The sequence below is a fragment of the Streptomyces sp. NPDC015125 genome (assembly GCF_043080045.1).
GTDB lineage: Bacteria > Actinomycetota > Actinomycetes > Streptomycetales > Streptomycetaceae > Streptomyces.
The window spans coordinates 294,072-309,427 of record NZ_JBIBVF010000006.1; the positions used below are offsets into that span (position 1 = coordinate 294,072).

The following is a 15,356-nucleotide window of genomic DNA, read 5'->3' on the forward strand; positions in this document are numbered from 1 at the left end:
CCATCCTGCCGTACACCCCTGTGCAGAACACGGCGAAGCCCCCGCCCGGCTTGAGCCGGGCGGGGGCTTTATGGCTCCGCGTTTCACGTGAAACGGCGTTTCACGTGAAACGGCCGGTCAGCCGCTAGGGCCGCCGAAGAGGCCTCCACCACCGTTCGCGTCCGTCGGGTCAGGCGTGGGACTCGTGCCTCCGGTGTCACCGCCCGGTCCACCCGGTCCACCCGGTCCTCCGCCGTTGGCCCCGCCGTTACCGGCTCCGCCGCTGTTCTTGCAGTTGATGTCCCAGGGGGAGCAGGTGTCTGTCGGGCTCGGGCTGGGAGAGTCCGACGGCGAAGCGGAGTCACTGGGAGTCCCCGACGGAGTCTGCGAGGGCGTGTCCGACGGCGTGGGCGTCGGCGTCGGCGACGGCATGCCGGCCTCGTCCACCCGGCGCCCGATGGGCGTAGCAGCCGGGAACGGCTCCGATGTGGCGCCATTCATCGCCTGCAACATGTACTCGGTCCATACCTCGGTGGGCAGTGCACCACCGTGGATCGAGTCAAAACCGCCGACGCCGTTCATGGACAGCTGACGCGGATTCTTTGCATCCTCACGGAACATGGTGACGGCCGTCGAAAGCTGCTTGGTGTAGCCGACGAACCAGGCCGACTTGTTCTCGTCGGTGGTGCCGGTCTTGCCCGCCGCCGGCATGTTCAGCCGCTTGGCCAGCTTTCCCGTGCCGTTCTGGATGACGTTCTCCAGCACCTTGGTCACGTTGTTGGCGATGTTGGAATCCATCGCCGTCTCCTGATTGGGCTTGTCGAAGCCCGGCAGGTCTTCACCCTCGAACGTCACCTTGGTCACCGAATACGGCTCCACCTTCTCTCCCGACTGGGCGAAGGTCGCATAGGCATCGGCCATACGAATCGCACTCGGAGTGGAGGTGCCCAGCGCAAAGGACGGGTTCAGGTTCTTGTCGAAGCTGGCCGGTGCGATGCCCGCGGCACGCGCCATTTCCCGGACCTTTTTCATCCCGACGTCCATGCCGAGCTGCACGAAGGGCGTGTTGACGGACTGTTCCATCGCCTTGGTCAAGGGGATGTAGCCCCAGGGGTGGTTGCTCTCGTTCTCCTGATAGAAGGGCGAGTTGTCCCGCTTTGTAACAAAGCTGCCGTCGGCGTTCTTCACCTTCAGGTGGTCGTCGCCGTTGTAGCGACTGTCCGGTGAGATCGGTCCGCCGCTCTTGGCCGTTCCGTACTTCATCCCCGCGGCGAGCACGAACGGCTTCCAGGTCGAGCCGACCGGCACGCCGAAGGTGTCGGCGTTGTTGCTGAAGTGCCCCTTGTCGTAACCCTCACCGCCGTACAGAGCGACGATCTTGCCGTCTCCCGGTACCACGGAGGCGCCACCGAACTGGACGTATTTGTCCTTGGCGCGCTTTTCCGGGTTGATGTACCGCTTGTTGACCTTCTTGACCGCGCCCTCCAGCGCATTGGTCTTCTTCGCGTCGAAGGTCGTCCGGATCGTGTAGCCGCCCTTGTCGAACTGCGCCTCGCTCAGACCCGCGTGCTTCAGCACGTACTTCTTCGCGGTGTCCATCATGTAGCCGATCTGGCCGCTCTTGCTGGCCACCGGCTTCGGCAGGTGTGGCGTGGGGAAATGATTCCGGTACTTGTCCCGCTGCGTCTTCGACAGGAAGTGGTTCTCGACCTCGCGGTCGAGGATCCAGGACCACCGAGCCTTGGCACGGGCGGTGTTCGCCGCCCGCGTGGCCCCCGGGCTGGTGCCGCCCGCGGGGTCATACAGGTCCGCACCCTTGAGCACGGTGGCCAGGAAGGCGCTCTGGTTCGCATCCAGCTTGGCGGCGTCCACTCCGTAGTACGCCTGAGCCGCTGCCTGGATCCCGTACGCCCCGCGACCGTAGTAGCTGGTGTTCAGATATCCCTGAAGGATCTCGTTCTTGTTCTTCGACCAGCCGACCTTGATCGCGATGAACAGTTCCTTGAACTTGCGGTCAAGGGTCTGCTGCTGGCTCAGCATCGCGTTCTTCACATACTGCTGGGTGATGGTCGAGCCGCCCTGGGTCTCGCCGCCCTTGGCCATGTTGAACACCGCACGTGCGATGCCCATCGGGTCCACACCCGAGTCCGTCCGGAACGAGGCGTTCTCCGCGGCGATCGCCGCGTTCTGCATCGACCGCGGAATCTCGTTGATCGTGACGTTCTGCCGGTTTGTCTCACCGTCGCGCGCCATGACCTTGCCATTGGCCCAGAGGTAGACATTGTTCTGCGACTTGGCGGCCAGGCTCTCGTCAGGAACGTGCACCAGGGCCAGCGCGACGCCGGAGGCACCCACGATCAGCCCTATGAAACCGACGCACAGGGTGGCGACCTGTTTCCAGGAGGGCACAAAGCGCCGCCACCCGACACGGTTGGCACGCGGGTAGTCGATCAGACGCTTCTTGGCAGGCTTCCCGCCGCCGCGTCCGCGGCCTCCCTCGGGGCCATCGCCCCCGCCACCGCGCCGGCCCCCGCCACCACGGCCGCCGGCGCCGCCACCGGCAGCCGTCGCGGAGGCATCGGTCGCCCGCCGGCGGCCGCCGCGCTGGGCAGCTCTGCGGGCCTCGGCGCGCCCTCCTTGCCGCGGCTCATGACCGGTCGGCTCGGAGTGGGGGGCAGGATCGGCAGCGGAGCCACGCGGAGAGGCGGTACGACGCCCCGGTGGCTGCTGTGCGGCGCGTCGGGCCGCGGCACGTCCGCCACCCTGCGGCTGTGGCGGTTTGCGACGGTGCTCGCTCATGGAACGAATACTCCTCGGGCAGGCGCGCTATCTCGTCGCCTGAAGGCGGCAGTTGTCTTCAGGTCCCCCCGATGCACAGCTCGCTCCTGAGGCGCGAGCCGCACTACACCGAGGATGGGGACGCCAGATATAGGCCCACGGTTCCCGGCAGTCTGCATGCCGCACAGACTACGCACGGCCAAAACCTGCCCAGTGTTGAAATTCACTCCAAATCAGTCAGGTTGATGAGAACGATTCGGTGATGTGATGCCGTTCACCGTCCCCCCACTTGTTCAGCCCGGGGCACCGCTCTATCGTCTGGATGTATCGAGTCGATACATCAGCACGGCATAAAGAACGCACAGGACCAAGGAGGCGGAGGATGAGCAGACGTTCCGGCATCCTCGAGTTCGCCGTCCTCGGCCTGCTCCGCGAATCCCCGATGCACGGCTATGAGCTGCGAAAACGGCTCAACACCTCACTCGGGGTCTTCCGCGCGTTCAGCTACGGCACCCTCTACCCCTGCCTCAAGGCGCTGGTCGCGAGCGGCTGGCTCATCGAGGAAACAGAGGGCGCTACGGAGGGTGTACCCGCCGCGGCGCTGACAGGGCGCCGAGCCAAGATCGTCTACCGATTGACCGCAGCGGGCAAAGAACACTTCGAGGAGTTGCTCGCCCACTCCGGACCCGATGCATGGGAGGACGAGCACTTCGGCGTCCGCTTTGCCTTCTTCGGCCAGACGTCTCGGGACGTAAGGATGCGCGTGCTGGAAGGCCGCCGTAGCCGGCTGGAGGAGCGCCTCGAGAGGATGCGTACCTCCTTGGCCAGGTCCCGCGAGCGGCTGGACGACTACACCCTCGAGCTGCAGCGGCACGGCATGGAGTCCGTGGAGCGCGAAGTCCGTTGGTTGAACGAGCTCATCGAGAGTGAGCGCGCGGGGCGTGACCAGCGCGCACCAGGTCCCACAGCACAGGACCAGAAGAACCAGTCAGGCGACACGGGCGGCCTGCCCCGGCACCGGAGTGGTTCCCGGCCGGATCCGTCCGATGACACCACCACATGAGGCTCTGCTGTGCAGGTCCTCATCGAGAACACAGGGAGCAACCGGAATGGGTTCGGTTCGCGTAGCCATCGTCGGCGTGGGCAACTGCGCCGCCTCGCTGGTACAGGGCGTCGAGTACTACAAGGACGCCGACCCGAAGAGCCGCGTGCCCGGCCTCATGCACGTGCAGTTCGGCGACTACCACGTGCGTGACATCGAGTTCGTGGCGGCCTTTGACGTCGACGCCAAGAAGGTCGGGCTCGACCTCGCGGATGCCATCGGCGCCAGCGAGAACAACACCATCAAGATCTGCGACGTGCCCAACGCGGGCGTGACGGTCCAGCGTGGCCACACCTACGACGGCCTGGGCAAGTACTACCGCCAGACCATCGAGGAGTCCACCGAGGCCCCGGCCGATATCGTCCAGATCCTCAAGGACAAGCAGGTCGACGTCCTGGTCTGCTACCTACCGGTCGGTTCCGAGGACGCCGCGAAGTACTACGCCCAGTGCGCCATCGACGCCAAGGTCGGGTTCGTCAACGCACTCCCGGTCTTCATCGCCGGCACCAAGGAGTGGGCGGACAAGTTCACCGAGGCCGGTGTCCCGATCGTCGGTGACGACATCAAGTCGCAGGTCGGCGCCACGATCACGCACCGCGTGATGGCCAAGCTCTTCGAGGACCGGGGCGTCGTCCTGGACCGCACGATGCAGCTGAACGTCGGCGGCAACATGGACTTCAAGAACATGCTCGAGCGCGAGCGCCTGGAGTCCAAGAAGATCTCCAAGACCCAGGCCGTCACCTCCCAGATCCGGGACCGTGAACTGGGCGAGGACAACGTCCACATCGGCCCCTCGGACTACGTGGCCTGGCTGGACGACCGCAAGTGGGCCTATGTCCGCCTCGAGGGCCGCGCCTTCGGTGATGTCCCGCTGAACCTGGAGTACAAGCTCGAGGTCTGGGACTCCCCGAACTCCGCGGGTGTCATCATCGACGCCCTGCGCGCCGCGAAGATCGCCAAGGACCGGGGCGTCGGCGGCCCGATCCTCTCCGCGTCCTCGTACTTCATGAAGTCCCCGCCGGTGCAGTACTTCGACGACGAGGCACGGGAGAACGTCGAGAAGTTCATCAACGGCGAAGTCGAGCGCTGAGACGCCCGACGCACCCTGCCTGCGCGGGCCCCCGGGTATTCCACCCGGGGGCCTGCGGGCTGTGTGAGGCTGTGCCTCATGCACGCTGTGCGCGACCTCCGCGTATTACTCCGGCTACGCGACTTCCGTTCGCTCCTTGCCGCACGGCTCCTTTCCCAGGCGGCCGACGGAGTGTTCCAGGTCGCGCTCGCCTCCTTTGTCGTCTTCTCACCCGAGAAGCAGACCTCCCCCGCGGCCATCGCCTCCGCCATGGCGATCCTGCTGCTTCCGTACTCCCTCCTCGGGCCGTTCACCGGCGTACTGCTCGACCGCTGGCGGCGTCGTCAGGTCCTGCTGTACGGCAATCTGCTGCGCACGGTGCTGGCGATGGCGACGGCGGCGCTGATCGCGTCGCAGGCGCCCGACTGGCTCTTCTACGCCTCGGCCCTGTTCGTGACCGCCGTCAACCGCTTCGTCCTGGCGGGGCTCTCGGCCGCGCTCCCGCGTGTGGTCGACGGTGAAGAGCAGCTGGTCATGGCCAACTCCCTGGCCCCCACGGCCGGAACGCTCGCCGCCACCGCCGGCGGCGGCCTCGCGTTCGCCATCCGGCTGGCGGGCTCGGACGTTGACGCGTATGTCGTGCTACTCGCCGCCTCCCTCTACTTCTGTTCAGCCCTCACCGCCCTGCGTATGGCACCGCAGTTGCTCGGCCCCGATGCAGCCCGCCTCCAACCTCACCTGCGCGACGCCCTGTTGAGCACCATGCAGGGACTTGCGGACGGGCTGCGCCATCTCACCGAGCGGCGCGCTCCGGCACGGGCGCTGACCGCGATGGCCTTGATCCGCTTCTGTTACGGAGCCCTGACGGTCACGGTGCTGATGCTGTGCCGGTACTCCTGGTCCAGCACCGAGGCGGAGGGCTTGGCCCTGCTCGGGATCACCGTCGGAGTGTCAGGGGCGGGCTTCTTCGCGGCCGCTGTCATCACGCCCTGGGCCGTCTCGCGGCTCACCGCGTTCGGCTGGATCGCCTGCTGTGCCGCCATGGGCGCCGTACTGGTGCCGTCTCTCGGGCTGTTCTTCATGCCGGGTCCGATGCTGGCCGCCGCGTTCATGCTCGGCCTCGGCACCCAAGGGACCAAGATCGCCACCGACACCATCGTCCAGTCGACGGTCGACGACGGCTTCCGCGGCCGGATCTTCGCCATCTACGACGTTCTCTTCAATGCCGCCTTCGTCGGCGCCGCCGCGGTCGCTGCCCTCATGCTGCCTCCGGACGGACGCTCCACCCCGCTGCTCGGTGTGGTGACCGTCCTCTACGCGGTGGTCACCGTGGCGTTGGTCCGCGTGGTGCGTAGCTGAGCCCCTCACCCCTCACCCCTCGCTCCTCATCCCGAGGTGATCAAGGCTCTGCGGCGAGACGGCCGGACCGGATACCTTACGGACGTCCTACACCAGCCTGTACACATCAATATCGGGGGAGATCCATGACGACGCCGCCTCAGGGGCAACAGCCATACGGGCAGGCACCGTACGGACAGGTGCCGTACGAGCAGCCATACGGGCAACAGCCCTACGGACAGACCCCGTACCCACAGGCACCGCCGGCACCCCAGGCCCCCTACGGCCAACCCCAGGGCGGATACGCCTACCCCCAGCAGCCGCAGGCTCCGTACGGACAGCCTCAGCCTGGTTACCCCGCGCCGCCCCAGCAACTCTTCATGCAAGGCGGAGCCCCCGTACCGCCGCCGCAGCCCGCCAAGCGCCATTCCCCCAAGTCGATCCTGAGGGTTATCGGAGCTGTCCTCGGCCTGATCTTCCTCGTAGTCGTCTGGATCAGCAGCATGGACGACGCGAGCAGCGCCGAGGTCGGCGACTGCGTGAAGAAGTCCAGCAGTTCGCTCGACGATGGCCTTGAGGTGGTGGATTGCGGCACCTCGGATGCCCAGTACAAGGTGGCCGCGGTGCACGATGACACCTCGGACCCATCCGTGTGCCCCGCAAATCAGTCCGCGTACACCAAGAGCGTGCACCGACGCAGGGGGTCCGACACTCACATGGTGCTCTGCCTGACCTCGGCGAAGTAGCGCGGGGCAAGCCTGGGATGCGTCGTGGGGCGGTGTTTCACGTGAAACACCGCCCCACGTTTCACGTGAAACGTGGGGGTTCACCGACCCCCGGTTTCACGTGAAACATCAGCCCTGGGTGGCCCACCACTCCTTCAGAGCGGCGATCGCTACATCCCTCTCCATCGGCCCGCGCTCCAGTCGGAGCTCCAGCATCTGCTTGTAGGCCTTGCCGACTTCGGGCCCGGGGCGGATGTCCAGGATCTGCATGATGTCGTTACCGTCCAGGTCCGGGCGGATCGCCTCCAGCTCCTCCTGCTCCTGCAGCCGCGCAATGCGCTCCTCAAGCCCGTCGTAGGCGCGCGACAGGGCACTGGCCTTGCGCTTGTTGCGAGTAGTGCAGTCCGAGCGTGTCAGCTTGTGGAGCCGCTCCAGCTGCGGGCCGGCGTCCCGTACATACCGCCGGACGGCGGAGTCCGTCCATTCACCCGTCCCGTAACCATGGAACCGCAGATGCAGCTCCACCAGGTGCGAGACGTCCTTGACCATGTCGTTGGAGTACTTCAGGGCGGTCATCCGCTTCTTGGTCATCTTCGCGCCCACCACCTCGTGGTGGTGGAAGGAGACCCGACCGTCCTTCTCGAAGCGCCGCGTCCTGGGCTTGCCGATGTCGTGCAGAAGCGCCGCCAGCCGCAGCACAAGATCGGGGCCGTTCTCCTCGAGGTCGATCGCCTGCTCCAGGACGGTCAGCGAGTGCTCGTAGACGTCCTTGTGGCGGTGATGCTCGTCACTTTCCAGCCGCAGAGCGGGCAGCTCCGGCAGAACCTGGTCGGCCAGTCCCGCATCGACGAGCAGCCGCAAGCCCTCGCGCGGGTGTGCCGACAGGATCAGCTTGTTCAGCTCGTCCCGTACGCGCTCCGCGGAGACGATCTCGATGCGGTCCGACATCGCCTTCATCGCGGCGACGACCTCCGGGGCCACCTCGAAGTCCAGCTGAGCGGCGAAGCGGGCCGCGCGCATCATCCGCAGCGGGTCATCGGAGAAGGACTCCTCCGGCGTCCCCGGCGTGCGCAGCACGCGCGCGGCCAGGTCCTCCAGGCCGTCATGCGGGTCGACGAACTCCTTCTGCGGCAGCAGCACCGCCATGGCGTTCACCGTGAAGTCCCGACGCACCAGGTCTTGCTCGATGGAGTCGCCGTACGACACCTCGGGCTTGCGGGAGGTGCGGTCGTACGCCTCGGAGCGGTAGGTCGTGACCTCGATGTCGAACGATTCCTTCTTGCAGCCGACCGTCCCGAAGGCGATGCCCACCTCCCAGACCGCGTCCGCCCATGGCCGGACGATCTTCAGAACGTCCTCGGGTCGGGCGTCGGTGGTGAAGTCGAGGTCATTGCCGAGCCGGCCCAGCAGCGCGTCCCGGACGGAGCCGCCGACCAGGGCAAGTGTGAACCCGGCCTCCTGGAAGCGACGGGCCAGGTCATCCGCGACGGGGGACACCCTCAGCAGCTCGCTCACGGCGCGGCGCTGCACATGGTTCAGCGCGTTCGTCGACAGCGGGGTCCGCTCGGCGGTCGGGGCGGGGAGGTCATTGTTGGCGTTCGGCACAACAAAACAGGGTACGTGGCCGCGCAGTGCAAAGCGTCACGTAATAAAGGGGACAGGCCGGGCCCGATCAAGGGAACAGGCTGGGCACGCGGCCTCTGCGCCGAGATCATGTGGAGCAGTCCCTGGCACGCCGTCGCTGCGCGTCTCGTTACCATTCGTGGACGCACATTCCGAACGACCACTGACGACGACGAGGGACGGGCGAGCGCGTGGCCGAGGCGGCAGGGTTCCAGCGGACTGAACGGCCGCGTGGTCGATGGCTGCGAAGGACCGTGACACTGCTCACTGGAGTGCTCCTTCTCGTGGGGCTGCTCCAGGTTCCGCACGCTTCCTCCGCCCAGGCGGCCCCGACCGGCTCCCGCACGGTCGACGTCACCATCGACTCGATGTCCCCGTCCGCTCCCTCCAAGAGCGACACGGTCACCGTCTCCGGCACGCTCACCAATGACGGCAGCAGCACGATCACGGATGCGCATGTCGGAATGCACCGCGGATCCGCGCTCGGCGGCCGTAGCTCCATCGAGAATGCGTCCCGTCGTACCGGCTATCTGCCGGGCATGGACGGCGAGGAGATCAAGGGCCACACCGAGAAGATCGGCAAGCTGGAACCCGGCGTCAGCCGCCCCTTCAGCCTCAGCGTGCCGGCCAAGGACCTCAACCTCGGCGCTAACGGCGTGTACCAGCTCGGTATCTCTCTGTCAGGGCGTTCTCCGTCCGCGCCCTCCGGGCAGGTCCTCGGCTTCGACCGGACCTTCCTTCCCTGGCAGCCGGCCGGAGACGGGAAGAAGACGCAGCTCACCTACATGTGGCCGCTGATCTCCCCCACGCATCTCACCGCCGAGACCGACGCCGATGCCCAGCAGACACCGGTCTTCCGCAACGACGACCTCGCTGCCGAGCTCGCGCCCGGAGGCCGGCTGCAGCAGATGGTCGCCCTCGGCAAAAACCTCCCGGTGACCTTCGTCATCGATCCCGACCTCCTCGCGACCGTCGACGCCATGACCAAGTCGTACCGGGTGAACGGCCCGGACGGCCCCATGGGCAAGAACCAGGCAGTCGCCAAGCAGTGGCTGCACGACCTCGAAGAAGCAGTCAAGTCGCATGAGGTCGTCGCGCTGCCCTTTGCCGATCCCGATCTGGCCTCGCTCGCTCACCACGGCAAGAGCGTGCCCAGCGCGCTCAGCCACCTCGGCCCGGCCACCGACCTTGCCGACAAGACCGTGGACACGATCCTCGGCGTCAAGCCGCGCACGGACTTCGCCTGGCCCGTCGACGGCGCGATCGACTCGTCCATCGTGGATGTCGCAACCTCGGCCGGTGCACACAACGTGATCACTCGCAGCGACAGCCTGCGGGACGCCGACAGGCTGTCCTACACGCCGACGGCGGCCCGCCCCATCGGCGGCGGCAACACCGCCGTCGTCGCGGATGCGCAGCTCTCACGGGCCTTCGAGGGCGATATGTCGAAGGCCGGAAACTCCGCCCACGCGGTCCAGGATTTTCTCGCACAGACCCAGATGATCAGCCTTGAGGACCCGGGCCGGCAGCGCAGCGTCGTCGTCGCGCCGCAGCGCATGCCGTCGGTCAGCCAGGCCCACGCCATGGCCACCGCACTGCGGAGCCTGGACGAGTCCGGCAGCTGGACCCAGTCGCTGAACCTCGGCGGCGCGGCCAAGGCCAAGCCCGACCGCGCGGCCACCCGTCATGTGCCGAGCGGCGCCGCCTACCCGCCCTCGCTGCGCAGGCAGGAACTCCCGGTCAACGCCTTCCGGCAGATCCAGGGCACCCAGTCCGCCCTGGACGACTTCCAGGTGATCCTGGCCCAGCCGGAGCGCGTCGTGACCCCGTTCGGCAACGCCATGATGCGGGAGATGTCGACGCAGTGGCGGGGCGACGCCACCGGCGCCACAACGTACCGGCACTCCGTCCGCAGCTACCTCGACGGTCTGACCAAGAAGGTCCACCTGATCCAGAAGTCGGGGGCGACGCTCTCCGGGCGCAGCGCCACGATTCCGGTGACGGTGCAGAACAACCTGGTCCAGGGCGTCAAGGACATGACGCTGAAGCTGACCTCGTCCCAGCCCAACCGTCTGGACGCGGGGAAGTCGCAGCAGATCACGGTGGACGGCGGGCACAGCCAGTCGTTCAAGTTCGACACCACGGCGAACGCCAATGGCCGGGCATGGGTCACCGCCCAGCTCTACACAGCGGACGGAAAGCCCTACGGTGACCCCATGATGTTCCAGGTGAACGTCACGGAGATCACCGCAACGGTGATGCTCGTCATCGCGGGCGGCGTGCTGCTGCTCGTCCTCGCCGGTGTGCGGATCTACCTCCAGCGCAAGCAGGCGGCCGCCCGGCGGGCCGAGGACGGGTCCGACGGCGACGGACCCGATGACGACACAGGCACGGACGGCGACAACGGCGGCACCGATGGCGACGAGCCGGAGCAGCCGAGTGACCCCACGCCGGACACCGGATCGGAAAGCTCCGACCCGTCCGGCTCAGGTGAGAAAGTGGACCGTTGATAGATGGCGGGGCCGGATGGCCGGCGACGGATGAGGTGGGGCAGCGATGAATGCGCCGTACGACGGTGACCGGGGCCGGGGCGCCAACGGCGACCCCACGGGGCCGGTCCCTCCGCCGCCTGCGGACCAGGACCCGTACGCCCAGGACCCCTATGTCCAGGACGCCTACCGCAACGACCCGCACCGCGCCCAGGACCCGACGGCTCAGGACCCGGTGACCGAGGCACTCTACGACCGCGCCGCGCACCCCCCGCCGCCGCCCGGGCAGCCCCCGCAGCCGCTTTACCAGCAGCCTGCTGCCGGCGGCCACACGCCCGACCCGCAGTTGTGGGCCTCGCCCCCGCCCCCCGAGCCGCAGGGCCCGACGCGGAATCTCCCGTACGGCGATGCCGCGGCGACGACACAGTTCGTGGGCGTGGACGACCTGATCACCCAGGCCGCCGACGAGCGTCCGGAGCCCGACGCCTTCGCCCATCTCTTCCAGGACCAGCAGTCCTACGAGCCGCAGCACCTCGCTCCTGCGACGGCCGGCCCCGCGGTGCCCGGGCCGGAGGCCGTGCCGCAGCAGACCGCACCGGAGCCGGCCCCCGTGGCGGCGGCCGGCAAGCCCTCCGGCGGCCGCGCCTCCGGCCTGCTCAAGTCCAGCGCGGTGATGGCCGCCGGCACGATGGTGTCGCGTCTCACGGGCTTCATCCGCTCGGCGCTGATCGTCGCGGCCCTCGGTGGTGCGGTGCTCGGTGACTCCTGGCAGGTCGCGTACCAGCTCCCGACGATGATCTTCATCCTGACCATCGGCGGCGGTCTCAACTCCGTCTTCGTCCCGCAGCTGGTGCGCGCGATGAAGGAGGACGAGGACGGCGGCGAGGCCTACGCAAACCGGCTGCTGACGCTGGTCGTCGTGGTACTCGGCGTGCTCACGGTCCTGGCGGTCGTGGCGGCGCCACTGCTGGTGAAACTGGTCTCCTTCGACATCTCCCGTGACCCCGCGGCCAACGAAGTCGCCGTCGCGTTCACCCGCTACTGCGTACCCACGATCTTCTTCATGGGTCTGCACGTCGTGATGGGACAGATCCTCAACGCCCGCGGCCGCTTCGGCGCGATGATGTGGACCCCCGTCCTCAACAACATCGTCATGATCGCCACCTTCGGCCTGTTCATCTGGGTCTACGGCACGGCGAAGACCTCGCACATCGGCGTTGCCACCATCCCCGACGAGGGCATCCGGCTCCTGGGAATCGGCACCCTCCTCGGGCTCGTCGTCCAGGCCCTGGCGATGATCCCTTACCTGCGCGACGCCGAATTCAAGCTCCGGCTGCGCTTCGACTGGCGCGGCCACGGCCTGGGCAAGGCCGCCAAGCTCGCCAAATGGACCGTGCTGTTCGTGCTCGCCAACCAGGCGGGCGTCCTCGTCGTCACCCAGCTCTCCACCTGGGCCGGCAACACCGCCAACGACCAGGGGCATCCGGGCACCGGCTTCATCTCGTACGCCAGCGCACAGCTGATCTGGAACATGCCGCAGGCGATCATCACCGTCTCCGTCATGGCGGCGCTGCTGCCGCGGCTGGCACGGTCCGCGCACGACGGTGACACCGGAGCCGTCCGGGACGACATGTCGCAGGGCCTGCGCACCTCCGCCGTGGCGATCGTCCCGATCTCGTTCGGCTTCCTCTCCCTCGGCATCCCGCTGTGCACGCTGGTCTACGGCTCGTCCGGCGCCGGCATCCCGATGGGCTACATGCTGATGGCCTTCGGTGTGGGCCTGATCCCGTTCTCGGTGCAGTACGTCGTCCTGCGCGCCTTCTACGCGTACGAGGACACCCGCACGCCCTTCTACAACACGGTGATCGTCGCGGCCGTCAACGCCGCGGCCTCCGGTCTGTGCTTCCTGGTCCTGCCCGCCCGCTGGGCCGTGGTCGGCATGGCGGCCTCCTACGGCCTGGCATACATCATCGGCGTGGGCGTGGCCTGGCGCCGTCTGAGCAAGCGCATGGACGGCGATCTCGACACGGCTCATGTCGTGCGGACCTACGCACGGCTGGCGGGCGCCAGCATCCCGGCCACGATCATCTCGGGAGCCGCGGTGTACGGGATCATGCAGGCACTCGGCAGCGGGTTCCTCGGGTCGCTGGCCGCTCTGGTCGCCGGTGCTGCCGCACTTCTGGCCGTGTTCTACGTGGCTGCACGCAAAATGCGCATCGAGGAACTGAACGCCCTGGTCGGCATGGTCCGGTCGAAGCTTGGGCGTTGATTGAGCACAACCATCGACTGCCACCGTGTGTCGTGCATAGTGGCGGACTGTGGGCACAATTGTCTTGGCTCATTGAGCCTGCAACGGATGGGGAGGCAGGAACGACGGTGGCGGAACGGAGCACGGCTGCCGTCGACGTGGCTGACACGAGCGGTGAGGAACCGCTGACCGCCAAGGCGGGTAAGGCCACGGACGACGGTGCTAAGGCCGAGAAGGTATCCGGCAGGGAAAAAGACGCCGAGGGCACCGATGAGGAGCGTGCCGCGGCGATCGAAGCCCAGCCACCGGAACTACACAGCGGCCACAAGCTTGCCAGACGCTACCGCCTCGAGGAGTGCGTCACCCGTCTGGACGGATTCAGCAGCTGGCGTGCGGTCGACGAAAAGCTGCGCCGCGCCGTCGGCGTGCACATCCTGCCGGCTGACCATCCCCGGGCCCGGCCGGTGCTGTCCGCCGCCCGTTCCTCGGCGCTGCTGGGTGACCCCCGGTTCGTCCAGGTCCTGGACGCCGTCGAGGAGAACGACCTCGTCTACGTGGTCCATGAGTGGCTGCCGGACGCCACCGAGCTCACCACGGTGCTCGCCAACGGGCCGCTGGAGCCACACGACGCCTACCAGCTCGTCAGCCAGGTCTCCCAGGCCATGGCCGCCGCGCACCGCGAGGGCCTGTCCCATCTGCGGATCACCCCCGGCTCGGTGCTGCGCACGGAGTCCGGGCAGTACCGCATCCGTGGGCTGGCCGTCATGGCGGCGCTGCGCGGCATCACCTGCGAGCACCCGCAGCGCACGGACACCGAGGCGATCGGGGCGCTGCTCTACTCCGCACTGACCCAGCGCTGGCCGTACGAGAACGACGCCCACGGCCTCACCGGCCTGCCCAAGGGAGTCGGACTGATCGCACCCGACCAGGTGCGCGCCGGTGTGCACCGCGGGCTGTCCGAGCTCGCCATGCGCGCTTTGATCAACGATGGAGCCACGGCTTCCCGCCAGGAGCAGCCGTGCACCACCCCGGAGGAGCTCGCCAAGGCCGTGGCGGCCATGCCGCGTATCCGGCCTCCGGAGACCTCCTTCGCCACGCCTCCGCCGTATCAGCGCACGGGATACCAGCAGGGCAACTACCGGCAGCCGTCGGCTCGCCCCACGCAGGCGACCCGTGCTGCCCAGCCTGTCGCCACTCCGCCGCCCCCGCTGCAGAGCCGCACCGGCCGGGCGCTGAAGTGGTCCGTCTCGGCGCTGCTCATCGCGGCGCTGGGGCTGGGCAGCTGGCAGCTGGCGGACACTCTGTTGAAGCGCGAGAACGACCGGGACGATCCGGCCAACTCGCAGCCGAGCAGTGGCGCGGCCAAGAAGCCCAAGGGCAAGCCGATCAAGATCGTGGAGGCCGGGGAGTACTACCCCGACGGTCAGCCTCAGCACGCAAATCAGGCGCGGGACACGATCGACGGAAATCCCAGCACCTACTGGGGCAGCAAGGGCTATCACGAGGGCCCTGACCTGAATCCGGCCTTCAAGAAGGGCGTCGGTCTCGTCTACGACCTCGGCTCGAAACAGCAGATAAGCGGCGCATCGATCGGCCTTCACTACACCGGCAATCACACGACCGTGACGCTCTATGCCGCCGATTCGCTCTCCTCTTCGCAGCCGCTCAGCTCCATGCGCCAGCTGGGAACGGACAAGACATCGGGCTCGTCCGCCAAGGTCAAGCCGGCTCAGCCGGCAAAGGCGCGCTACGTCGTGGTGTGGATCACCGCGATGCCGTATGCGCCGGGTGACGGGTACAGCAGCGCCGGGTACCGGCAAGGTGTGACAGAGGTGTCCTTCACCAGCTGAGCAGAGTGAAGGAAGGCACAGTCCTGGACACTGTGTGGGGCTCCGGTCCGGTATTCCGGCCGGAGCCCCACACTCTTGGGGGCTGCTCTGTACGGACCGTCCACGTGAGAACGGCGCAAATGGGCCACCCGCCTGCACACCGCCGCCTATCGACA

General features: G+C 67.5%; 9 protein-coding genes. 7 read left to right on the plus strand and 2 right to left on the minus strand.

From position 1 onward, the window contains the following. Positions 1 to 117: 117 nt before the first annotated feature. On the minus strand, positions 118 to 2,778 hold the full coding sequence (locus ACF088_RS17265) for a transglycosylase domain-containing protein (RefSeq protein ID WP_392376585.1): 2,661 nt from the start codon (positions 2,776 to 2,778) through the stop codon (positions 118 to 120). Positions 2,779 to 3,139: 361 nt separating this feature from the next. Here ACF088_RS17265 and ACF088_RS17270 point away from each other — a divergent pair, with 361 nt between their 5' ends. The 4 genes from ACF088_RS17270 to ACF088_RS17285 all read left to right on the plus strand — a co-directional run bounded on the left by ACF088_RS17270 (position 3,140) and on the right by ACF088_RS17285 (position 7,012). Next, positions 3,140 to 3,820 (plus strand): PadR family transcriptional regulator, encoded by a 681-nt coding sequence (locus tag ACF088_RS17270; protein ID WP_392376586.1) that lies wholly within the window; start codon positions 3,140 to 3,142, stop codon positions 3,818 to 3,820. A 46-nt stretch (positions 3,821 to 3,866) separates the two neighbouring features. Further along, positions 3,867 to 4,949: an inositol-3-phosphate synthase gene (locus ACF088_RS17275; protein ID WP_392376587.1), complete on the plus strand. Its 1,083-nt coding sequence runs from the start codon at positions 3,867 to 3,869 to the stop codon at positions 4,947 to 4,949. A gap of 78 nt (positions 4,950 to 5,027) precedes the next feature. After that, entirely contained in the window at positions 5,028 to 6,287 is a 1,260-nt protein-coding gene (locus ACF088_RS17280) for an MFS transporter (RefSeq protein ID WP_392376588.1), read from the plus strand. Between the two features lie 125 nt (positions 6,288 to 6,412). Next, on the plus strand, positions 6,413 to 7,012 hold the full coding sequence (locus ACF088_RS17285) for a hypothetical protein (protein ID WP_392376589.1): 600 nt from the start codon (positions 6,413 to 6,415) through the stop codon (positions 7,010 to 7,012). A gap of 108 nt (positions 7,013 to 7,120) precedes the next feature. Here the strand turns inward: ACF088_RS17285 and ACF088_RS17290 are convergent, their stop codons facing one another. Beyond that, positions 7,121 to 8,596 carry a CCA tRNA nucleotidyltransferase gene (locus ACF088_RS17290; RefSeq protein ID WP_392376590.1) on the minus strand — a complete coding sequence of 492 codons (1,476 nt, stop codon included), beginning with the start codon at positions 8,594 to 8,596 and terminating at the stop codon, positions 7,121 to 7,123. A 272-nt stretch (positions 8,597 to 8,868) separates the two neighbouring features. Between ACF088_RS17290 and ACF088_RS17295 the strand changes: the two genes are divergently transcribed. From ACF088_RS17295 to ACF088_RS17305, 3 genes are all read left to right on the plus strand, one after another. After that, positions 8,869 to 11,124, plus strand: coding sequence for a DUF6049 family protein (locus tag ACF088_RS17295; protein WP_392376591.1), 2,256 nt, complete (start codon positions 8,869 to 8,871; stop codon positions 11,122 to 11,124). Between the two features lie 46 nt (positions 11,125 to 11,170). After that, positions 11,171 to 13,372, plus strand: coding sequence for a murein biosynthesis integral membrane protein MurJ (gene murJ / locus ACF088_RS17300; RefSeq protein ID WP_392376592.1), 2,202 nt, complete (start codon positions 11,171 to 11,173; stop codon positions 13,370 to 13,372). A 107-nt stretch (positions 13,373 to 13,479) separates the two neighbouring features. Continuing rightward, on the plus strand, positions 13,480 to 15,201 hold the full coding sequence (locus ACF088_RS17305; protein WP_392376593.1) for a serine/threonine protein kinase: 1,722 nt from the start codon (positions 13,480 to 13,482) through the stop codon (positions 15,199 to 15,201). Positions 15,202 to 15,356 lie beyond the last annotated feature (155 nt).